The sequence below is a fragment of the Polynucleobacter sp. AP-Nino-20-G2 genome (assembly GCF_018688235.1).
GTDB lineage: Bacteria > Pseudomonadota > Gammaproteobacteria > Burkholderiales > Burkholderiaceae > Polynucleobacter.
This window is the reverse complement of record NZ_CP061313.1, coordinates 30,276-52,314: the sequence shown is the minus strand read 5'-3', so window position 1 is coordinate 52,314 and position 22,039 is coordinate 30,276. Positions and strand designations below refer to the sequence as shown.

Below are 22,039 nucleotides of genomic sequence, written 5' to 3'. Positions count from 1 at the left end.
AGCTCGGTTAGTACTTCTTTGTTGCTTTCTTCAAGAAAATCAATGACTTAGAGAATTTCTAGGTCAAAAAGACCCTCTTCTGAATCAGTAGAACTCAGCATTCTAGCCTGGCCAGCCTTTTCCGTCAACCTCGAGGGGAAAAACTGGCCATTTCTGGCCAGAACTACCAAATTAGCTCGGATCAGCCTCCCCAGCAGGAGCAATCACTTCAGCCTCTATTTCTACAGGCATATCAGCCATTGCTTCCTCTTCGGCGGCAATCATTTGAGCACGATCACGCTCGAATTGCTCTCTGACCTTGCGTGCACGGCGGTAAGACAAGCCGGTACCAGCTGGGATCAGGCGACCAATAATGACGTTTTCCTTGAGGCCACGGAGTGTATCGGTCTTGCCCATAATTGCAGCCTCGGTCAATACACGGGTGGTTTCTTGGAAAGAAGCCGCTGAAATGAAGCTGTCTGTCGACAAGGATGCTTTAGTAATACCCAACAACACGTTCTCGAACTGAGCTGGGTGTTTACCTGCAGCGATCGCAGCATCGTTTGCGTCATACAGCTTAGAACGCTCAACTTGCTCACCAGTAATGAAGGATGTATCGCCTGGATCAGTTACCTGAACGCGACGCAACATCTGACGCACGATAACTTCGATGTGCTTGTCATTGATCTTCACACCCTGGAGACGATATACGTCTTGAACTTCGTCAACGATGTAGATTGCCAACTCTTCGATTCCTTTGAGCGTCAAGATGTCGTGTGGATCGGCAGGGCCTTCCACAATCATCTCGCCCTTGTTCACGACTTGACCGTCATGAACGAGAACCTGCTTCTCTTTAGGAATCAAGAATTCATTTGCTTCGCCATCCATATCGGTAATCACTAGACGTTGCTTGCCCTTGGTTTCTTTACCGAAGGAAACTGTTCCAGTGACTTTTGCCAATACAGCAGCATCTTTTGGTGAACGCGCCTCGAACAATTCGGCAACGCGTGGCAGACCACCGGTAATGTCACGAGTCTTCTGTGATTCGATTGGAATACGCGCCAATACTTCACCAACTTCAACTTTTTGACCGTCTTTAACAGTGATCAAAGCGCCAACTTGCAAGCCAATGTTTACTGGGTGATCTGTACCCGCAATCATCACTTCACCGCCCTTGTCATCAACTAAGTTGATCATTGGACGAACGCCTTTGCTTGCTGCAGAGCGACGCTTACCGTCAATTACCACCAAAGTGGAGAGACCGGTCACTTCGTCAACCTGCTTAGCAACAGTAACACCTTCTTCAACGTTGTCGAAGCGAGCGATACCAGCGTACTCAGAAATAATTGGACGTGTCAATGGATCCCATGTCGCCAAGCTTGCGCCAGCCTTTACTGCCGCACCTTCTTTTAACAAGAGAGTTGCGCCATAAGGCACTTTATGACGCTCACGCTCGCGACCGTTGTCGTCAATGATCAAGGCTTCACCAGAACGTGAAATCACGATCTGCTCACCCTTCGCATTTTTCACAACACGCATCGTGCCGGAGAACTTCAAAGCACCGTTAGATTTGGCTTCAATATTGCTTGCAACCAAAGCACGTGACGCAGCACCACCAATGTGGAAGGTACGCATAGTCAACTGTGTTCCTGGCTCACCGATAGACTGAGCAGCAATCACACCAACTGCCTCACCAACGTTCACCAAGCCACCGCGACCCAAGTCACGTCCGTAGCACTTTGCGCACAAGCCGAAGCGAGTTAAACAAGAAAGTACTGTACGAACTTTAACTTCGTCAATGCCCAATGCAACGATTTGATCTACATGATCTTCGTCAAGCAATGTATCGTTTGGAACGATCACTTCTTGTGTATCAGGATGAACGATGTCACCGATACAGACACGACCCAAAATTCGATCGCGCAATGCTTCGATAATTTCGCCGCCCTCAACAAGCGCCTTCATCGTTACGCCAGATGTTGCGCCGCAATCTTCTTCGATCACAACCAAATCTTGCGTTACGTCACATAAACGACGTGTCAAGTAACCAGAGTTCGCTGTCTTCAATGCTGTATCGGCTAGACCCTTACGAGCACCGTGGGTAGAGATGAAGTACTGCAACACGTTCAAACCTTCACGGAAGTTCGCAGTAATTGGGGTTTCGATAATGGAACCATCAGGCTTCGCCATCAAACCACGCATACCAGCCAACTGGCGGATCTGCGCCGCAGATCCACGCGCACCAGAGTCCGCCATCATGTAGATGGAGTTAAAGGACTCTTGACGCACTGTTTTACCGTTACGGTCGAGCACGTCAACGTGTGACAACTCATCCATCATCGCCTTACCAACCTGGTCACCGGCAGCACCCCAAATATCAACCACGTTGTTATAACGCTCTTGATTGGTTACGAGGCCTGACATGAACTGCTTGTCATACTCTTTAACCTTGGTAGAAGCTTCAGTGATGATGCGCTCTTTAGAAGTTGGAATCAGCATATCGTCGATCGCAACCGAGATACCGGCGTTAGTCGCCAAGCGGAAACCAGACTGCAAGAGGCGGTCAGCAAAAATAACAGTTTCACGAAGACCGCACTTACGGAATGAAGTGTTAATCAAACGTGAGATTTCTTTTTTCTTCAGAGGCTTATTAATTTCCTCGAAAGACATGCCTTTAGGCAAAATCTCTGACAAGATGGCGCGGCCGACTGAAGTTTGATAGATCTTGGTCTTCTCAGCAAAACGGGCATCGCCCTCTGCCTTCTTATCCACGATCTCAAACTCAGTAATACGTACAGCAACGCGTGAAGCCAATTCAACTTGACCAGCTTCGTATGCACGAATCACTTCAGTGATATTAGCGAAGACCATGCCTTCGCCTTTACCGTTGATCTTGTCACGAGTAGCGTAGTACAGACCCAACACCACGTCCTGTGAAGGAACGATAGATGGTTCGCCGTTAGCTGGGAACAATACGTTGTTCGAAGCCAACATCAATGTACGTGCTTCCATTTGCGCTTCGAGCGACAAAGGAACGTGAACCGCCATTTGGTCACCGTCAAAGTCGGCGTTAAATGCCGCGCAGACTAATGGGTGCAATTGGATTGCCTTACCTTCAATCAGCATTGGCTCGAAAGCCTGAATACCGAGACGGTGCAATGTAGGCGCACGGTTCAACATGATTGGATGTTCACGAATGACTTCTTCGAGAATGTCCCAAACGATTGGAGTCTGACTTTCAACTTCTTTCTTCGCAGCCTTAATCGTGGTTGCAATTCCTAAAGTCTCGAGCTTGTTGAAAATGAATGGTTTGAACAATTCCAAGGCCATTAATTTTGGCAAGCCGCACTGATGCAATTTCAATGTAGGGCCAACCACGATGACTGAACGACCTGAGTAGTCAACACGTTTACCCAACAAGTTTTGACGGAAACGACCGCTCTTACCTTTGATCATCTCGGCCAAAGACTTGAGAGGACGCTTGTTAGCGCCAGTCATAGCCTTACCGCGACGACCGTTGTCGAGCAATGAATCAACCGCTTCTTGCAGCATGCGCTTTTCGTTACGAACGATGATCTCTGGCGCGCGCAACTCTAACAAACGCTTTAAACGGTTGTTACGGTTAATCACACGACGATAGAGGTCGTTCAAATCGGAAGTAGCAAAGCGACCGCCATCCAATGGCACCAATGGGCGCAACTCTGGTGGCAATACTGGCAATACTTCCATGATCATCCAGTCGGGCTTAATGCCTGAAGTCTGGAATGCCTCGAGCACTTTTAAGCGCTTAGCGTATTTCTTGATCTTGGCGTCACTACCAGTTGCTTTCAAATCAGCACGAATTGTCTCTACTTCACGATCGATATCGATACCGCGCAAGAGGTCACGAATACCTTCCGCGCCCATGATGGCAGTAAATGCACCGTCACCATACTCTTCGGTCTTGGCGTAGTACTCATCTTCAGACATGATTTGACCGCGCTTCATCGCGCCTTCAGGAGTCATGCCGGGATCAACCACTACATATGCTTCAAAGTAAAGAACGCGCTCGATATCACGCAATGTCATATCGAGAACCATGCCCAAACGGGATGGCAATGACTTCAAGAACCAAATGTGCGCTACAGGGGCCGCCAACTCAATGTGGCCCATGCGCTCACGACGTACTTTGGCGAGCGTAACTTCAACGCCACACTTCTCGCAAATAACGCCACGGAACTTTAAGCGCTTGTACTTGCCGCATAAGCACTCGTAGTCTTTGGTTGGTCCAAAAATCTTGGCGCAGAACAGACCATCACGCTCGGGCTTAAAAGTCCGGTAGTTGATGGTTTCTGGCTTGCGTACTTCGCCAAAAGACCATGAGCGAATTTTCTCAGGGGATGCAAGACCAATCTTGATGACATCAAACTGCTCATCACCCTGCGTTTGCTTAAATAAATCGAGCAATGCTTTCATATCAGTTGCGCTCCATGTCAATGTCAATACCCAACGAACGGATTTCTTTTACCAGTACGTTGAAGGATTCGGGCATGCCAGCATCAATTGTGTGCTCGCCCTTGACGATGTTTTCGTAAACCTTGGTACGGCCTGCGACGTCATCGGACTTCACTGTCAGCATTTCTTGCAAGACATATGAAGCACCGTATGCTTCGAGGGCCCAAACTTCCATCTCACCAAAGCGCTGACCACCAAACTGAGCTTTACCGCCCAGTGGCTGTTGCGTTACTAACGAGTAAGGACCAGTTGAACGCGCATGCATCTTGTCATCAACCAAATGGTGGAGTTTCAAGACGTGCATTACGCCAACAGTGACTGGACGCTCGAACTGATCGCCAGTACGGCCATCGCACAAAATCATTTGCTGACGTGAAGGCGTCATCTTCAAAGAAGTAGCGACTTCTTCTGGATATGCCAACTCGAGCATGCGGCCGATTTCGGCTTCAGTAGCACCGTCAAATACTGGGGTAGCAAATGGCAAGCCTTGGCGTAAATTCTCAGCCAATACCGTGATTTGCTCATCAGTGAAATTGTCGATATCTTCTACGCGACCAGTTTCGTTATAAAGCTGCTTCATGAACTTGCGGAGTTCAGCTTGTTTAGCCTGTTGACGAACCATCTCATCAATACGCTTACCAATACCTTGAGCCGCCCAACCTAAGTGGGTTTCCAAGATCTGACCAACGTTCATACGGGAAGGAACACCCAATGGGTTCAAGACGATGTCAACCGGGCGTCCGTCAGCCATAAATGGCATATCTTCAGCAGGGGCGATTTTAGAAACCACACCTTTGTTACCGTGACGACCAGCCATCTTGTCACCAGGCTGTAAGCGACGCTTAACGGCCAAGTACACCTTAACCATCTTAGTTACGCCAGGCTGCAAATCATCGCCTTGGGTAAGCTTGGTGCGCTTCTCTTCGAAGGCCTCGTCAAACTGCTTGCGCTTCGCTTCGATAGAGGATTTGATTGCTTCAACTTGTGAGGCAACTTCATCATCCGCTGGACGAACATCAAACCAATGATATTTGTCTAAGTCAGCAAGGTATTCCTTGTCGATCTTAGTGCCTTTAGCTAATTTCTTAGGACCGCCATTAGCAACTTTACCAATCAACAGTTTTTCTAAACGCATGAAGGCATCACCCTCAACAATACGCAACTGGTCATTCAAGTCCAAACGATAGCGTTGTAATTCTTCTTGAATGATTGACTGTGCACGGGCATCGCGCTCAATACCTTCACGGGTGAAGACTTGAACATCGATAACGGTGCCAATCATTCCTGAAGGAACGCGCAAAGAAGTATCTTTAACGTCAGATGCTTTTTCACCGAAGATCGCACGCAGTAACTTCTCTTCCGGAGTGAGAGTAGTCTCGCCCTTAGGAGTTACCTTACCAACCAATACATCGCCAGCTTCAACTTCAGCACCAATGTAAACAATACCGCTCTCATCCAAGCGGGAGAGTTGTGACTCTGCCAAATTGGAAATATCGCGAGTAATTTCTTCTGAGCCAAGCTTGGTGTCACGTGCAACTACTGACAACTCTTCAATATGAATCGAGGTGTAGCGGTCATCAGCAACAACCTTCTCAGAGATCAAGATTGAATCTTCAAAGTTGTAACCGTTCCATGGCATAAATGCCACAGTCATGTTTTGACCCAAAGCCAATTCACCTAAGTCGGTAGATGCGCCATCAGCAACAACGTCGCCACGGGCTACACGATCACCAGCCTGAACGATTGGACGTTGATTGATATTGGTGTTTTGGTTTGAGCGGGTGTACTTGATAAGGTTATAAATATCCACACCAACTTCACCAGCAGCAGTTTCATCATCGTTTACACGAATCACAACACGATTCGCATCTACGTAATCAACGATACCGCCACGTGAAGCCAAGATTACTGTGCCAGAGTCAACCGCAACAATGCGCTCTAAGCCCGTACCAACCAATGGCTTATCTGGACGCAAGCAAGGAACCGCTTGACGTTGCATATTCGCACCCATCAATGCACGGTTCGCATCATCATGCTCCAAGAATGGAACCAATGAAGCTGCAGCAGAAACGATCTGGCTAGGAGCAACGTCGATGAAATCGATACGCTCTGGGCTAACCATCATTGTTTCGCCAGCTTGACGCGCTGAAACCAATTCGTCGGCCAACTTGCCGCTCTTGTCGATTGTTGCATTTGCCTGAGCAATCACGTATTTCGCTTCTTCAATCGCAGAGAGGTAAACAACTTCGTCGCTTACCTTGCTATTGGAAACTTTACGGTATGGAGTCTCAAGAAAGCCATGCTCATTCAAACGCGCAAATAACGCGAGTGAGTTGATCAGACCAATGTTTGGTCCTTCTGGAGTTTCAATTGGGCAAACACGACCATAGTGAGTAGGATGCACGTCGCGCACTTCGAAGCCTGCGCGTTCACGTGTCAAACCACCAGGTCCCAGCGCGGAAATACGACGCTTGTGCGTGATCTCTGACAATGGGTTTGTTTGGTCCATAAACTGGGACAACTGTGAAGAACCGAAGAACTCACGAATCGCTGAAGAGATTGGCTTGCTGTTAATCAAATCATGCGGCATGAGGTTTTCTGTTTCGGCTTGACCGAGACGTTCTTTAACCGCACGCTCAACACGTGATAAACCAGCGCGGAATTGATTCTCCGCCAACTCACCTACGCAACGTACGCGACGATTACCTAAGTGATCGATATCATCAACTTCGCCCTTACCGTTACGCAAATCAACAAGAGACTTAATGGTGTCGAGAATATCTTCATTCGACAAGACCATTGGGCCTTCCATCTCTGAGCGACCGAGACGGCTGTTTACTTTCATACGACCAACGCGAGATAAATCGTAGCTATCTTCGTTGTAGAACAAGCGCTGGAACAACGCCTCAACCGCATCTTCAGTTGGAGGCTCGCCAGGACGCATCATGCGATAGATGGCAATACGAGCAGCCATTTGATCGGCAGTTTCGTCAGTACGCAATGTCTGAGAAATATATGCACCAGAATCTAAATCATTGGTGTAAATCGTTTCCAATTGCTTGATGCCAGCATCGCGCAATGTTGCTAACAATTCTTCCGTGATTTCATCATTAGCGTAAGCCAAGATCTCACCGGAGTCTGGATCAATGATGTTGCGCGCAACAACGCGACCAATTAAGTAATCATCTGGAACAACGATATTCTTAGTCTTGGCGGCTTCGAGTTCACGAATATGTTTCGCATTGATACGCTTATCTTTTTGAATGACTACAACGCCATTCTTATCAAGCACATCAAAGCTAGCCATCTGACCACGCAGACGCTCTGGAACAAATTCCATTGAGGCGCCATTCGCGCTCAACGCGAAATGGTCAAAATTAAAGAAGTTTGCAAGGATCTGTTCGTTGTTTAGGCCAATTGCTTTGAGCAAAATGGTTACAGGCATCTTGCGACGACGGTCAACGCGGAAATACAGAATGTCTTTTGGATCAAATTCGAAATCGAGCCATGAACCACGGTAAGGAATGATGCGCGCTGAGAACAGCAACTTTCCTGAGCTATGTGTCTTGCCCTTATCGTGTTCAAAGAACACGCCTGGGGAACGATGCAACTGAGAAACGATGACACGCTCAGTACCGTTGATCACAAAAGAGCCGTTATCTGTCATGAGTGGAATTTCACCCATGTAGACTTCGCTCTCTTTTACTTCTTTAACCTTGGTAGGCGCTTCGCGATCATAAATAATCAAGCGAACTTTTGCGCGTAAGGCTGAGTGATATGTGTAACCACGTTGTTGACATTCTTTTACGTCAAATGGTGGCTGTGATAACTGGTAAGACACGTATTCCATACGTGCATAGCCGTTGTTAGACACAATTGGGAATGCTGATGTAAAGGCAGCTTGAAGTCCCTCAGTAAGACGAGACATTGCTGGCTTTTCAGCCTGTAAAAATTTAGCGTAGGATTCCAGCTGCGTTGCGATCAGGTACGGAACCTGGTGATTATTTACTCGCTTAGCAAAGCTTTTACGGACTCGCTTGCGTTCGGTGAAGCTATAGTTCATTTCATCTCCGAATTCAGCGACTGTACAAAGATTTGGCGGTTGGCCACTACCAACCACTGGCGGACAACACTAAATCGGATAGATCTAGTGTCCGACCAAACTTGCATTCTGCAGTCGTATCAGAAGGCAAACCCGATTCCAATCAGAAATGAAATCGGGTTTGACCACTAATGGTCAAACCCAACAGGACTAGCACCCCCTTTTGAGGGGCGCTAACTGAGTTTGTATTACTTGAGTTCTGCTTTAGCGCCAGCTTCTTCAAGCTTCTTCTTGGCTTCTTCGGCAGTCTTCTTGTCAACGCCTTCTTTGATTGGCTTTGGTGCGCCGTCAACTAAGTCTTTAGCTTCTTTCAAACCAAGACCAGTGATTTCGCGAACAGCCTTAATTACTGAAACCTTGTTTGCACCAGCTTCTACGAGGTTTACAGTGAATTCAGTTTGCTCTTCAGCAGCAGCGCCGCCAGCTGCACCAGCAGGACCAGCAACAGCCATAGCTGCAGCTGAAACGCCAAACTTCTCTTCGAACGCTTTTACCAAGTCGTTCAAATCCATAACGGACATGCTACCTACTGCATCAATGATTTCTTCTTTAGTAATCGCCATTTTTAGCTCCTAATACTTAAATAGTTAATCTGTCGCTTATTCAGCGGCAGGGGTTTCGTTTGCTTCTGTTCCAGCTTCTGGGGCTGCGGCTGCAGGCTCAGCGGCTGCTTCAGGAGCGGCTTCAGCGGCTACTGCTGCTGGGGCTGCTGCTTCTACAGGTGCTGCCGCGGGAGCAGGTGCTCCAGCTGCCTTTTGTGCTGCTACTGCGCCCAATACGCGAGCCATTGCAGAAACTGGGGCCAACATGACACCCAACAACTGAGATAACAACTCGTCGCGGCTTGGAATAGTTGCGAGGGCTTTTACGCCTGCAACGTCTAACAACTTGCCGTTATATAAGCCAGCTTTAATGACTAGCAGGTCTTGAGTCTTAGCAAAGTTCTGCAATACTTTTGCCGAAGCAATCGGATCAGCAGAGATGCCGTAAATCAAGGGGCCAACCATCGAATCAGCAAGGGGCTCAAACTGTGTGCCTTGTGCAGCACGGCGTGCCAATGTGTTCTTCAAAACGCGAAGATATACACCTTGGTCACGTGCGCTAGCACGCAGCTTAGTCAACTGCTCTACTGGAATACCACGGTATTCTGCGAGCACGACTGTTTGAGCTCCAGCCAATTGAGCGCCGACATCAGCAACAATCGCTTTTTTGTCTTGTACATTCAAAGGCACGGTTTAACTCCTAAAAAACCAACTGTTTCCAGTTGGGGTTACACACCAGCGTCTGATCATTTGTCACAAGAATCTTGTGAAATTTTTTCAGGGTCGCCATCTGCGCTGGCCATTACTCTCGTAACGATTAAGAATTAATTTCTATGTAAGCAAACCAATCCGCCAACGGTCTTTGATGTTCGACTCTCACTCAAAGAGCGGGAGTCGACCCAAAGTTCTTTTTGCTACAAGCCTATTACTGAGCGGCTTGTATCGATGCTTGGTCTACACGTACGCCTGCACCCATGGTGCTGCTTACGGCAACCTTCTTTAAATAAACACCTTTAGATGCAGGTGGCTTAGCTTTGTTCAAAGCTTCAAGCAATGCGAGCAAGTTGGATTTCAATGCTGCTGGCTCGAATGAACGACGGCCAATACTTGCGTGCACGATACCGGCTTTGTCCACACGGAATTGGACTTGACCCGCTTTTGCATTTTTAACTGCAGTAGCAACGTCAGGAGTAACAGTTCCAACTTTTGGATTCGGCATCAAACCACGTGGGCCCAATACTTGACCTAAAGTACCAACGATTTTCATTGTGTCTGGAGATGCGATCAAAATATCAAAGTCGATCTTGCCGCCCTTGATTTGCTCTGCCAAATCTTCCATTCCAACGATTTCTGCACCGGCAGCTTTAGCTTGTTCAGCTTTTTCGCCTTGTGCAAATACCGCCACACGTACATGCTTGCCTGTACCAGCTGGGAGCACAACTGCGCCACGCACAACTTGGTCAGATTTCTTAGCATCAATACCCAACTGAACAGCAACGTCGATAGACTCATCGAATTTAGCAGTTGCACACTCTTTAACAAGATTCAACGCCTCTTCCAATGCGTAAAACTTATTGCGATCAACCTTAGATTCGATTGCTTTTAAACGCTTAGATAATTTAGTCATGATTAGAGACCTTCCACAGTGATGCCCATGGAACGGGCGCTACCAGCGATTGTTCTTACAGCTGCATCCATATCAGCCGCTGTCAAATCTGGCATTTTTGCTTTAGCAATTTCTTCTGCTTGAGCACGAGTAATTTTTCCTACCTTATCGGTATGGGGACGTGGTGATCCTTTTTCGATCTTTGCAGCCTTCTTAATCATGATGGTTGCCGGAGGAGTCTTCATGATGAATGTGAAGCTCTTATCAGCAAACGCTGTAATCACGACTGGAATTGGAAGGCCTGGTTCCATGCTCTGAGTTTGAGCATTAAACGCCTTACAGAATTCCATAATATTGAGACCGCGTTGACCCAAAGCTGGACCTACGGGAGGTGATGGATTTGCTTTACCTGCAGGGATCTGCAGCTTAATAAAGCCAATGATCTTTTTTGCCATTGATTGCTCCTAAAAGCGCGCCTAACCTGATTAGGAAAGACCGCTGTTGAGTAAACGCTTTGCTAGTTTTTGGCTTTCTAGCTCCGCTCCTCGGTTATTGCTAACCTCTAAAAAACACTACTATTGCTACAAAACACCGCTAAAACGGAGTTTTTTACATCTTTTCTACCTGGCCGAACTCCAGCTCAACTGGGGTACCGCGGCCAAAAATTGTAACAGAAACGCGCAATCTTGACTTCTCGTAGTTCACTTCTTCAACGTTTCCGTTGAAGTCTGTAAACGGACCTTCTTTAACGCGAACCATCTCACCCACCTCAAACAAGGTCTTAGGCTTAGGTTTATCCACCCCAGCCTGCATTTGATCCATGATTTTGGTGACTTCTGCAGTAGAAATTGGGCTTGGACGGTTTCTTACGCCCCCTACGAATCCAGTGACTTTTGGTGTGTTTTTAACCAAATGCCAGCTTTCATCGGTCATTTCCATCTCAATCAGGACATATCCTGGGAAGAAACGGCGCTCAGACACGGATTTAGTGCCAGACTTGATCTCAACAACTTCTTCGGATGGAACCAAAATACGGCCAAATTTATCCGCCATGCCTGAACGAGCAATGCGCTCTTCCAAGCCTCTTTTTACGCTCTTTTCCATTCCGGAATAAGCATGAATAACATACCAACGCATATTGCCAGTAGCTTGTGGATTTGAGGCCAATTCTGAATCAATCATTTTTTCTTACTCACTTCCAGCCTAAGAAGACTGAAAAAACTAGCCATTCAATTAATTTGTCTGCAATCCACAAGAAGAGGGACATGATCAGAACAAAGCCAAATACGACTAGAGTCATTTGGGTTGTCTCTTTACGAGTTGGCCAAACAACCTTTTTTACCTCGTACCAAGAATCTTTTGCGTAATGGATAAAACGACGTCCATCAGGAGAAATTGCCACAATCAAAACTGCAGCAGCAATGCCACCAAACAAAACAGCCAGTCTAACTAATAAAGATTGATCGACGAGCGTGTAGTACAGAACTAGCGCTGCAACGACAATGAGAGCAGCGAGTCCGGAGACCCAGCTGCTCTTTTCTTCAGAGTGGCTTGCTGTTTGTTGAGACATATACTTTCAGTTCAAATCGTGGCAGGGGCGGAGGGCATCGAACCCCCAACCTTTGGTTTTGGAGACCAACGCTCTGCCAATTGAGCTACACCCCTTTATTAAAACTATTAAGCCAAAATCTTTGCAACCACGCCGGCGCCAACAGTACGGCCACCTTCACGGATCGCAAAACGTAAACCTTCTTCCATCGCGATTGGAGCGATGAGTTTTACGGTAATCGTGACGTTATCACCAGGCATTACCATTTCTTTGTCTTTTGGCAACTCGATTGAACCAGTTACGTCCGTTGTACGGAAGTAGAACTGTGGACGATAGTTGTTAAAGAATGGAGTATGACGGCCACCTTCGTCTTTACCCAAGATGTAAACCTCGGCTGTAAAGTGAGTATGTGGGGTGATTGAACCTGGCTTAGCCAATACTTGGCCGCGCTCAACTTCTTCACGTTTTGTACCGCGTAACAAGATACCAACGTTATCGCCTGCTTGACCTTGGTCGAGCAATTTACGGAACATTTCAACACCAGTACAAGTTGTTTTGAGAGTTGGTTTGATACCAACGATTTCAATCTCTTCACCAACTTTAACAATACCGCGCTCGATACGACCAGTCACTACAGTACCGCGACCGGAGATAGAGAACACGTCTTCTACTGGCATCAAGAACGCGCCGTCAACAGCACGCTCTGGAGTTGGGATGTATGTATCTAAAGCTTCAGCCAACTTCATGATGGCTTCTTTACCCAATGGGCCTTCGTCGCCTTCAAGCGCTAACTTAGCAGAACCTTGAACGATTGGTGTGTCATCGCCTGGGAAGTCATACTTAGAAAGAAGTTCACGAACTTCCATTTCTACGAGCTCTAACAACTCAGGATCGTCAACCATGTCGCACTTATTCAAAAATACGACGATGTAAGGAACACCAACTTGGCGTGCCAAGAGGATGTGCTCACGAGTTTGTGGCATTGGGCCGTCAGCAGCGGAGCAAACTAGAATCGCGCCGTCCATCTGAGCAGCACCAGTAATCATGTTCTTAACGTAGTCAGCATGTCCTGGGCAATCAACGTGTGCGTAGTGACGATTTGCTGTCTCGTACTCAACGTGTGCTGTGTTAATCGTAATACCACGTGCTTTTTCTTCTGGAGCAGCATCGATCTGATCGTATGCTTTTGCTTCGCCACCGAATGCTTTTGAGAGCACTGTAGCGATCGCTGCTGTCAATGTAGTTTTACCGTGGTCAACGTGACCGATTGTGCCAACGTTTACGTGCGGTTTTGTCCGCTCAAACTTTTCTTTTGCCATTTTTTTGTCTGCCTTTAGTTAACTCTTAAACCAACACACGAAATTTAAAATTAATACTTACTACATAGCCTGGTGCCCATGGGCAGGATCGAACTGCCGACCTCTCCCTTACCAAGGGAGTGCTCTACCACTGAGCCACATGGGCTAAATCAAATGCTGTTAATACTGGAGCGGGATAAGAGAATCGAACTCTTGACCGAAGATTGGAAATCTGCTGTTTTACCATTAAACTAATCCCGCACATCTGGTGGAGGGGGTAGGATTCGAACCTACGTAGGCATAGCCAACAGATTTACAGTCTGCCTCCTTTAGCCGCTCGGACACCCCTCCGCGAACCCAATATTCTGACTCCAAATGGAGTTTCTGTCAATCTCTAAAACCTCAAAACGCTTTGCACAAGTAAAAACGCCCAGACCTAAGAGGGTCTGGGCGTCGCATTGGTGCCCGGCAGTTACCTACTTTCACACGGGTAATCCGCACTATCATCGGCGTAAAGTCGTTTCACTGTCCTGTTCGGGATGGGAAGGAGTGGTTCCAACTTGCTATGGTCACCGGGCGTAGAGGGTCGAGTTGCTGATAAATCAACAACTCTATTTGAGTAAGCATGTAATTAAGGATGCAGATTAAATCTGGCAAACATCCAACACAATAGTGCTGGTTATAGGATCAAGCCTAACGGGCAATTAGTATCGGTTAGCTTAACGCATTACTGCGCTTCCACACCCGACCTATCAACGTTGTGGTCTTCAACGACCCTTTATGTAGGTTAAACCTACGGGAGATCTCATCTTCAGGCAAGTTTCCCGCTTAGATGCTTTCAGCGGTTATCTCTTCCGTACATAGCTACCCTGCGATGCTTCTGGCGAAACAACAGGTACACCAGCGGTACGTCCACTCCGGTCCTCTCGTACTAGGAGCAGCCCCCGTCAAATCTCCAACGCCCATGGCAGATAGGGACCAAACTGTCTCACGACGTTTTAAACCCAGCTCACGTACCTCTTTAAATGGCGAACAGCCATACCCTTGGGACCGGCTACAGCCCCAGGATGAGATGAGCCGACATCGAGGTGCCAAACACCGCCGTCGATATGAACTCTTGGGCGGTATCAGCCTGTTATCCCCAGAGTACCTTTTATCCGTTGAGCGATGGCCCTTCCATACAGAACCACCGGATCACTATGACCTGCTTTCGCACCTGCTCGACTTGTCGGTCTCGCAGTTAAGCACGCTTTTGCCATTGCACTTTAGGTACGATGTCCGACCGTACCAAGCGTACCTTCGTACTCCTCCGTTACACTTTGGGAGGAGACCGCCCCAGTCAAACTGCCTACCATGCACTGTTCCCGACCCGGATAACGGGCCAAGGTTAGAACCTCAAACAAACCAGGGTGGTATTTCAAGGTTGGCTCCAGCGGAACTAGCATCCCGCTTTCAACGCCTCCCACCTATCCTACACAGACCGGTTCAAAGTCCAATGCAAAGCTACAGTAAAGGTTCATGGGGTCTTTCCGTCTAGCCACGGGTAGATTGCATCATCACAAACATTTCAACTTCGCTGAGTCTCAGGAGGAGACAGTGTGGCCATCGTTACGCCATTCGTGCAGGTCGGAACTTACCCGACAAGGAATTTCGCTACCTTAGGACCGTTATAGTTACGGCCGCCGTTTACTGGGACTTCAATCAAGAGCTTGCACCCCATCATTTAATCTTCCAGCACCGGGCAGGCGTCACACCCTATACGTCCACTTTCGTGTTTGCAGAGTGCTGTGTTTTTATTAAACAGTCGCAGCCACCTTTTTATTGCAACCCTTTCGTCCTCCCCTTGTACAGGGTCAAACTACCAGGGCGCACCTTATCCCGAAGTTACGGTGCAAATTTGCCGAGTTCCTTCTCCTGAGTTCTCTCAAGCGCCTTAGAATACTCATCTCGCCCACCTGTGTCGGTTTGCGGTACGGTCTTGTTAGACTGAAGCTTAGAGGCTTTTCTTGGAACCACTTCCAATTGCTTCGCGAATAAATTCGCTCGTCTCACGCCCTTGAATTACGCTACCGGATTTACCTAATAGCCATCTCCAACGCAAGAACCGGGACTTCCAACACCCGGACAACTTTCCGCGATCCGTCCCCCCATCGCATCTAACAATGGTCAAGGAATATTAACCTTGTTCCCATCAGCTACGCATCTCTGCCTCGCCTTAGGGGCCGACTCACCCTGTTCCGATGAACGTTGAACAGGAAACCTTGGGCTTACGGCGAGGGGGCTTTTCACCCCCTTTATCGCTACTCATGTCAGCATTCGCACTTCTGATACCTCCAGCATCCTTTACAAGACACCTTCACAGGCTTACAGAACGCTCTCCTACCATCACATTACTGTGATCCGCAGCTTCGGTTATATGCTTAGCCCCGTTACATCTTCCGCGCAGGACGACTCGATCAGTGAGCTATTACGCTTTCTTTAAAGGATGGCTGCTTCTAAGCCAACCTCCTGACTGTTTTAGCCTTCCCACTTCGTTTCCCACTTAGCATATATTAGGGACCTTAGCTGGCGGTCTGGGTTGTTTCCCTCTTGACACCGGACGTTAGCACCCGATGTCTGTCTCCCGTGCTTGCACTTGTAGGTATTCGGAGTTTGCTATGGCGCAGTAATCCGCAATGGACCCCACTACCATGACAGTGCTCTACCCCCTACAGTGATACACGAGGCACTACCTAAATAGTTTTCGGAGAGAACCAGCTATTTCCAGTTTTGTTTAGCCTTTCACCCCTATCCACAGCTCATCCCCTAACTTTTCAACGTTAGTGGGTTCGGTCCTCCAGTACGTGTTACCGCACCTTCAACCTGGCCATGGATAGATCAACTGGTTTCGGGTCTACACCCAGCAACTAGCGCCCTATTCGGACTCGCTTTCGCTACGCCTTCCCTATTCGGTTAAGCTTGCTACTGAATGTAAGTCGCTGACCCATTATACAAAAGGTACGCAGTCACCCCTTACGAGGCTCCTACTGTTTGTATGCACACAATTTCAGGATCTATTTCACTCCCCTCCCGGGGTTCTTTTCGCCTTTCCCTCACGGTACTTGTTCACTATCGGTCGATTACGAGTATTTAGCCTTGGAGGATGGTCCCCCCATATTCAGACAGGATTTCACGTGTCCCGCCCTACTTGTCTCTAGCCTAGTACCACCCAATAATTTTCACATACGGGACTATCACCCTTTATTGTTGGACTTTCCATTCCATTCTGTTAATTACTGAGCTATCACTAGAAGGCTCTTCCCATTTCGCTCGCCACTACTCTGGGAATCTCGGTTGATGTCTTTTCCTCTCGCTACTTAGATGTTTCAGTTCACGAGGTTCGCTTCTCATACCCTATGTATTCAGGTATGGATACCACAAAAGTGGTGGGTTTCCCCATTCAGAAATCCCCGGATCAAAGCTTATTTACCAGCTCCCCGGGGCTTATCGCAGGTTATAACGTCTTTCGTCGCCTGTAATCGCCAAGGCATCCATCATGTGCACTTATTCACTTGATCCTATAACGAGCACCATTGCTAGTACCTGTTACAGGTTTACTTCTACTTCTGACATGTTTGCCGTAATCCAAACTGTAAGTACTTTGTTAAGAACTTGGTAAAACTCGTTTGATATTACTGATTGATGATTCAATCTTTACCCTTATTACATTGTCAAATGTCCTCTCAAAGAAACATTTGACACTTTGCTTACTCAAATTTTTAAAGAACAGCCATAAATGGCAAAACTAAACGATTAAATGTTCGCTTAGTTTTGACATTTAGATGATGGTGGAGGATGACGGGATCGAACCGACGACCCCCTGCTTGCAAAGCAGGTGCTCTCCCAGCTGAGCTAATCCCCCAACGTCCCACTAAGTCTTGTTTCTGGCTGGTGGTGGGTCTGGTAGGACTTGAACCTACGACCCCTGCGTTATCAACACAGTGCTCTAACCAGCTGAGCTACAGACCCGTGGCTTTTATTGTCAACCGATAAGTGTGGGCACTATAGCTCCAGCATCTTTCTCTAGAAAGGAGGTGATCCAGCCGCACCTTCCGATACGGCTACCTTGTTACGACTTTACCCCAGTCATGAACCCTGCCGTGGCAGTCGCCCTCCTTGCGGTTAGGCTAACGGCTTCTGGCAAAACCCACTCCCATGGTATGACGGGCGGTGTGTACAAGACCCGGGAACGTATTCACCGCGACATTCTGATCCGCGATTACTAGCGATTCCAGCTTCACGTAGTCGAGTTGCAGACTACGATCCGGACTACGATGCATTTTCTGAGATTAGCTCCCCCTCGCGGGTTGGCAACCCTCTGTATGCACCATTGTATGACGTGTGAAGCCCTACCCATAAGGGCCATGAGGACTTGACGTCATCCCCACCTTCCTCCGGTTTGTCACCGGCAGTCTCTTTAGAGTGCTCTTGCGTAGCAACTAAAGACAAGGGTTGCGCTCGTTGCGGGACTTAACCCAACATCTCACGACACGAGCTGACGACAGCCATGCAGCACCTGTGTTCACTTTCCCTTACGGGCACCTAATGTATCTCTACTTCGTTAGTGACATGTCAAGGGTAGGTAAGGTTTTTCGCGTTGCATCGAATTAATCCACATCATCCACCGCTTGTGCGGGTCCCCGTCAATTCCTTTGAGTTTTAATCTTGCGACCGTACTCCCCAGGCGGCTGACTTCACGCGTTAGCTACGTTACTCAGGATGTAAATCCCGAACAACTAGTCAGCATCGTTTAGGGCGTGGACTACCAGGGTATCTAATCCTGTTTGCTCCCCACGCTTTCGTGCATGAGCGTCAGTGTTATCCCAGGGGGCTGCCTTCGCCATTGGTATTCCTCCACATATCTACGCATTTCACTGCTACACGTGGAATTCTACCCCCCTCTGACACACTCTAGCTATACAGTCACAGGCGCCATTCCCAGGTTAAGCCCGGGGATTTCACGCCTGTCTTGTATAACCGCCTGCGCACGCTTTACGCCCAGTAATTCCGATTAACGCTCGCACCCTACGTATTACCGCGGCTGCTGGCACGTAGTTAGCCGGTGCTTATTCTTCAGGTACCGTCATTCCCGGACTGTGTTAGAGCCGGTGTTTCTTCCCTGACAAAAGAGCTTTACAACCCGAAGGCCTTCTTCACTCACGCGGCATTGCTGGATCAGGGTTTCCCCCATTGTCCAAAATTCCCCACTGCTGCCTCCCGTAGGAGTCTGGGCCGTGTCTCAGTCCCAGTGTGGCTGATCGTCCTCTCAGACCAGCTACTGATCGTCGCCTTGGTGGGCTTTTACCCCACCAACTAGCTAATCAGGCATCGGCCGCTCTAATCGCGCGAGGTCTTTCGATCCCCCGCTTTCCCCCTCAGGGCGTATGCGGTATTAGCACAGCTTTCGCTGCGTTATCCCCCACGATAAGGTACGTTCCGATGTATTACTCACCCGTTCGCCACTCGCCACCAGGTGCAAGCACCCGTGCTGCCGTTCGACTTGCATGTGTAAGGCATGCCGCCAGCGTTCAATCTGAGCCAGGATCAAACTCTTCAGTTCAATTCCTGTGATCCTTGCGGATCGTCGCACTCATTCAAGAAATTGACTTGGTAATAAAACCAAATCTTTTTACTGTCTATGAGTACTATTTATTTACATCTGTCCCGAAGGACTGGATGCTTTCACTTAGTACCCACAATTATCGGTTGACTAATTTTTAAAGAGGGCTGTTTCGTTTTTGTATTTCGTTAAAACGTTGCAGCAGAGAGATGAGACTTTATACCCATTTTTTGGGTCCGTCAACACCTTTCGTAGTCTTTTTCTTAAAAAAGATGAAGTTTTTTCTGATTGTTGAAATAAACCCTTTAAAAACAGTGGGTTATCTATTGAAAATATTTTCAACTTTTTTTCAAAATATTCGGTTTTTTCTTTATCTTTGCGAAAACTTATCCCGAGGCACCCCCAATTTTTGATGTTTTGTTGCTTTTTTCATCGTTAAATCCAATACCTAGGGAAAACCCTGTTATTTCTGATGATTTCTGCTACTATATTGCTATGCACAATAAATTAGCTAACGGTCACTTACCTGGTAAGCCATATATGGCGGGCCTCGTTGTGCCTGTTCGTGAACTTCATGCGGGCCATAGAGAAGAGATTTTGCGGCACCTTTTACTATTAAATGAAGAGGATCGTCGCTTGCGCTTTGGTACTCAAACGCCCGATGAGGTAATTGAGCACTATGTTGAGCGTCTGGACTTCAATAAGGATGCCGTATTTGGCAGCTTTGATTCTCAACTCCACCTCGTGGGCATGGCTCATCTGGCCTATCTACCCAAGGTTGAGGGTCAATCACAAGCTGCGGAGTTTGGAGTCTCTGTTCTCCCCAATGGCCGGGGGCAAGGGATAGGCACTGCCTTATTGGCCCGCGCCGCTGTGCATTCAAGAAACACCCGCATTGAAACTCTGTTTGTGCATTGCCTTGCGAATAACAAAGCCATGATGCATCTGGCCCAGAAGGCCGGTATGCGTGTTGAATACGCCTACGGCGATGCAGATGCTTACTTAAAACTGCCACCAGCTAATCCAGCAACGATTGTGGAGGAGGCCGCTAATAAGCAGTGGGCAGACTTTGACTATGCGCTTAAAGAAAACCTCAAGCGCTCTAATGAAGCGTGGTGGTGGTTCTTAGGAAGACCTACAAACGCTTCTTAATTTGCGCTTCTTAGTTTCCATTTGGCGCACCGAGCAAGACCCAGGCCACCAACAACGATAGATCTACATCACTTAATTTGGCGTTAGCCGGCATGGGCACAACACCCCATGATCCTGAGCCACCTTTCAGTATTTTGTTTTTCAAAAACACTTTTGCGTTTGGATCAGTTGCATATTTTTTTGCAACATCTTGAAAGCTTGGGCCAACAATTTTTTTATTTACTGCATGACAACCTAAGCAGGCATTTTGTTTTGCAATGCGCTGTGCGCTTGTTGCATCAGTATCAGCAAGCGCGCGCGCAGAACAAGAAGCGAGTATGGCGACCGCGAGTACACAACGCGCATATCGCTTGATCAAAACCATGTGAATCAAAATCGATGATTAGTATTTTGGTGGGCTAGTTGGTTGAGATTCATCAGCCTTACCTTGCTTCTCTAGGCGAGTCTTTTCTGCTTCAGAAATAATATCGAAGTAGGCATAAACATCTTTTACTCCGTTGGTATTGCTTGCCACTTTCTTAGCAATCTCCGCCTCGTTCTCCGTCAAAATTCCCATCAGATAAACGCTGCTACCTTCAGCAACAATTGTCATTGAGTTGGACGGCAACTTATCTGTAAAGATCATTTGGGTTTTAATTTTTGATTCAAGATAAGAATCATTTGCACGAGCGCTGTATGTGCTTACTGGGCCGATGACTAGCTCATTAAAAACCGAGCGAACATTTTTATTTGCCTTAGCATACGCTGCCGCTTGCTCTTTCATATCAGCGTCTTTTACTTCGCCAGTCAACAATACCTTCTGATTAAATGATGTGACGTTGATATGTGCGCTATCGCCAAATTTCTTGTCAAGAGCATTCTCTACCTCTAATCCAATGCCCTTGTCGATCGCCTGTACAGCCGGCGTGCGCCGATCGGCCATGACACTAGCTCCGGCAGCAACGCCGCCTACTGCAACTACTGCGCATGAAGACAAAAAAGAAGTGAGGGTTAATGCGGCTAATACTTTTGCGAATAATTTAATACGCATGGCGGACGCCTTCCAAATGTGAAACGATTAATCGAGCAGCAAATGATCTACGCCATCGCATAGGCTATGCAGTAAAACTAGATGGGTTTCTTGAATCCGAGCAGTGCGCGTAGAAGGTGCGCAAAGATGAATGTCATCGGCATCAAGCAGTGTTGCGATTTTTCCGCCACCATTACCCGTGAGCGCAATAATTTTGATTCCCATTTTCTTGGCGGCTTCAATTGCCTTCACTACATTTTTTGAATTTCCAGAAGTAGAGATTCCCAACAAGATGTCGCCTTTCTTACCAAGACCGCGCACTTGCTTGCTAAATATTTCGTCATAGCTGTAATCATTACCGACCGCTGTCAAAATTGACGTGTCGGTTGTCAGTGCGATTGCAGCTAACTCTTGGCGCTCTCTTTCAAATCGGCCAATCAATTCAGCGGAGAAATGTTGCGCATCTGCAGCAGAGCCGCCGTTACCGCAGGCCATTACTTTTCCGCCGGCGCGCAAACACTCAGTCATAGCTACTACACCACGTGCAACTTGTTCAGGGAGAATTTTCTCAGCTTCTTGCTTAACGGCAATGCTGTCTAAGAAATGTTGGGATGCGCGAGCGCGCAAACGTTCGAGGGTATCTTTATCCATCGCATTATTATGCGCCAAAGTACAAGCAATTACGCAAGCATGCCGGTTCGACCAAAAG

At 47.7% G+C, this 22,039-nt stretch carries 13 protein-coding genes, 6 tRNA genes and 3 rRNA genes; 1 reads left to right on the top strand and 21 read right to left on the bottom strand.

Features of this window, described 5'->3' with window-relative positions:
• Positions 1–171: 171 nt before the first annotated feature.
• From rpoC to FD960_RS00185, 18 genes are all read right to left on the bottom strand, one after another.
• Entirely contained in the window at positions 172–4,434 is a 4,263-nt protein-coding gene (gene rpoC, locus FD960_RS00270; protein ID WP_215299201.1) for a DNA-directed RNA polymerase subunit beta', read from the bottom strand.
• Position 4,435: 1 nt separating this feature from the next.
• The gene (rpoB, locus tag FD960_RS00265) at positions 4,436–8,536 is read right to left on the bottom strand and encodes a DNA-directed RNA polymerase subunit beta (RefSeq protein WP_215299200.1); all 4,101 of its coding nucleotides are present in this window, start codon (positions 8,534–8,536) and stop codon (positions 4,436–4,438) included.
• A gap of 227 nt (positions 8,537–8,763) precedes the next feature.
• On the bottom strand, positions 8,764–9,138 hold the full coding sequence (gene rplL / locus FD960_RS00260) for a 50S ribosomal protein L7/L12 (protein WP_215299199.1): 375 nt from the start codon (positions 9,136–9,138) through the stop codon (positions 8,764–8,766).
• Between the two features lie 36 nt (positions 9,139–9,174).
• Complete coding sequence (rplJ, locus tag FD960_RS00255) at positions 9,175–9,807, bottom strand: 50S ribosomal protein L10 (protein WP_215299198.1); 633 nt, start codon at positions 9,805–9,807, stop codon at positions 9,175–9,177.
• A 235-nt stretch (positions 9,808–10,042) separates the two neighbouring features.
• Entirely contained in the window at positions 10,043–10,744 is a 702-nt protein-coding gene (gene rplA, locus FD960_RS00250) for a 50S ribosomal protein L1 (protein ID WP_215299197.1), read from the bottom strand.
• 2 nt (positions 10,745–10,746) lie between these two features.
• Positions 10,747–11,178 (bottom strand): 50S ribosomal protein L11, encoded by a 432-nt coding sequence (rplK, locus tag FD960_RS00245; protein ID WP_011901890.1) that lies wholly within the window; start codon positions 11,176–11,178, stop codon positions 10,747–10,749.
• A 154-nt stretch (positions 11,179–11,332) separates the two neighbouring features.
• Positions 11,333–11,905: a transcription termination/antitermination protein NusG gene (gene nusG, locus FD960_RS00240; protein ID WP_215299196.1), complete on the bottom strand. Its 573-nt coding sequence runs from the start codon at positions 11,903–11,905 to the stop codon at positions 11,333–11,335.
• 10 nt (positions 11,906–11,915) lie between these two features.
• Positions 11,916–12,293 (bottom strand): preprotein translocase subunit SecE, encoded by a 378-nt coding sequence (gene secE, locus FD960_RS00235; RefSeq protein ID WP_215299195.1) that lies wholly within the window; start codon positions 12,291–12,293, stop codon positions 11,916–11,918.
• Positions 12,294–12,312: 19 nt separating this feature from the next.
• Positions 12,313–12,388: transfer RNA gene (locus FD960_RS00230), tRNA-Trp, on the bottom strand.
• A 12-nt stretch (positions 12,389–12,400) separates the two neighbouring features.
• A complete protein-coding gene (gene tuf, locus FD960_RS00225; protein WP_215299194.1) occupies positions 12,401–13,591 on the bottom strand; it encodes an elongation factor Tu in 1,191 nt (396 codons plus the stop codon).
• Between the two features lie 70 nt (positions 13,592–13,661).
• Positions 13,662–13,736, bottom strand: a tRNA-Thr gene (locus FD960_RS00220).
• A gap of 21 nt (positions 13,737–13,757) precedes the next feature.
• A tRNA-Gly gene (locus FD960_RS00215) sits at positions 13,758–13,831 on the bottom strand.
• A gap of 5 nt (positions 13,832–13,836) precedes the next feature.
• Positions 13,837–13,921 (bottom strand) — tRNA-Tyr (locus FD960_RS00210).
• A gap of 112 nt (positions 13,922–14,033) precedes the next feature.
• Positions 14,034–14,147: ribosomal RNA gene (gene rrf / locus FD960_RS00205) — 5S ribosomal RNA — on the bottom strand.
• Between the two features lie 106 nt (positions 14,148–14,253).
• Positions 14,254–17,127: ribosomal RNA gene (locus FD960_RS00200) — 23S ribosomal RNA — on the bottom strand.
• A gap of 268 nt (positions 17,128–17,395) precedes the next feature.
• Positions 17,396–17,471 (bottom strand) — tRNA-Ala (locus tag FD960_RS00195).
• 30 nt (positions 17,472–17,501) lie between these two features.
• Positions 17,502–17,578 (bottom strand) — tRNA-Ile (locus FD960_RS00190).
• Positions 17,579–17,636: 58 nt separating this feature from the next.
• Positions 17,637–19,169, bottom strand: a 16S ribosomal RNA gene (locus FD960_RS00185).
• Together the 16S, 23S and 5S rRNA genes with 5 tRNA genes alongside form the textbook arrangement of a ribosomal RNA operon.
• Before the next feature lie 495 nt (positions 19,170–19,664).
• Here FD960_RS00185 and FD960_RS00180 point away from each other — a divergent pair.
• Positions 19,665–20,321: a GNAT family N-acetyltransferase gene (locus FD960_RS00180; protein WP_215299193.1), complete on the top strand. Its 657-nt coding sequence runs from the start codon at positions 19,665–19,667 to the stop codon at positions 20,319–20,321.
• Between the two features lie 10 nt (positions 20,322–20,331).
• Here the strand turns inward: FD960_RS00180 and FD960_RS00175 are convergent, their stop codons facing one another.
• Genes FD960_RS00175 through FD960_RS00165 form a run of 3 tightly spaced genes read right to left on the bottom strand, consistent with a single transcriptional unit; the run spans position 20,332 to position 21,981 of the window.
• Entirely contained in the window at positions 20,332–20,685 is a 354-nt protein-coding gene (locus tag FD960_RS00175) for a c-type cytochrome (RefSeq protein ID WP_215299192.1), read from the bottom strand.
• 18 nt (positions 20,686–20,703) lie between these two features.
• Positions 20,704–21,351, bottom strand: a complete 648-nt coding sequence (locus FD960_RS00170; RefSeq protein WP_215299191.1) for a BON domain-containing protein — start codon at positions 21,349–21,351, stop codon at positions 20,704–20,706.
• Between the two features lie 27 nt (positions 21,352–21,378).
• Positions 21,379–21,981, bottom strand: coding sequence for a phosphoheptose isomerase (locus tag FD960_RS00165; protein ID WP_215299190.1), 603 nt, complete (start codon positions 21,979–21,981; stop codon positions 21,379–21,381).
• Between the last annotated feature and the right edge of the window lie 58 nt (positions 21,982–22,039).

Coding starts and splice junctions, on each gene's coding strand:
- rpoB (WP_215299200.1), bottom strand. CDS start 8,536: ATGAACTATAGCTTCACCGAACGCAAGCGAGTCCGTAAAAGCTTTGCT.
- FD960_RS00170 (WP_215299191.1), bottom strand. CDS start 21,351: ATGCGTATTAAATTATTCGCAAAAGTATTAGCCGCATTAACCCTCACT.
- rpoC (WP_215299201.1), bottom strand. CDS start 4,434: ATGAAAGCATTGCTCGATTTATTTAAGCAAACGCAGGGTGATGAGCAG.
- secE (WP_215299195.1), bottom strand. CDS start 12,293: ATGTCTCAACAAACAGCAAGCCACTCTGAAGAAAAGAGCAGCTGGGTC.
- FD960_RS00180 (WP_215299193.1), top strand. CDS start 19,665: ATGCACAATAAATTAGCTAACGGTCACTTACCTGGTAAGCCATATATG.
- nusG (WP_215299196.1), bottom strand. CDS start 11,905: ATGATTGATTCAGAATTGGCCTCAAATCCACAAGCTACTGGCAATATG.
- rplA (WP_215299197.1), bottom strand. CDS start 10,744: ATGACTAAATTATCTAAGCGTTTAAAAGCAATCGAATCTAAGGTTGAT.
- FD960_RS00165 (WP_215299190.1), bottom strand. CDS start 21,981: ATGGATAAAGATACCCTCGAACGTTTGCGCGCTCGCGCATCCCAACAT.
- tuf (WP_215299194.1), bottom strand. CDS start 13,591: ATGGCAAAAGAAAAGTTTGAGCGGACAAAACCGCACGTAAACGTTGGC.
- FD960_RS00175 (WP_215299192.1), bottom strand. CDS start 20,685: ATGGTTTTGATCAAGCGATATGCGCGTTGTGTACTCGCGGTCGCCATA.
- rplK (WP_011901890.1), bottom strand. CDS start 11,178: ATGGCAAAAAAGATCATTGGCTTTATTAAGCTGCAGATCCCTGCAGGT.
- rplL (WP_215299199.1), bottom strand. CDS start 9,138: ATGGCGATTACTAAAGAAGAAATCATTGATGCAGTAGGTAGCATGTCC.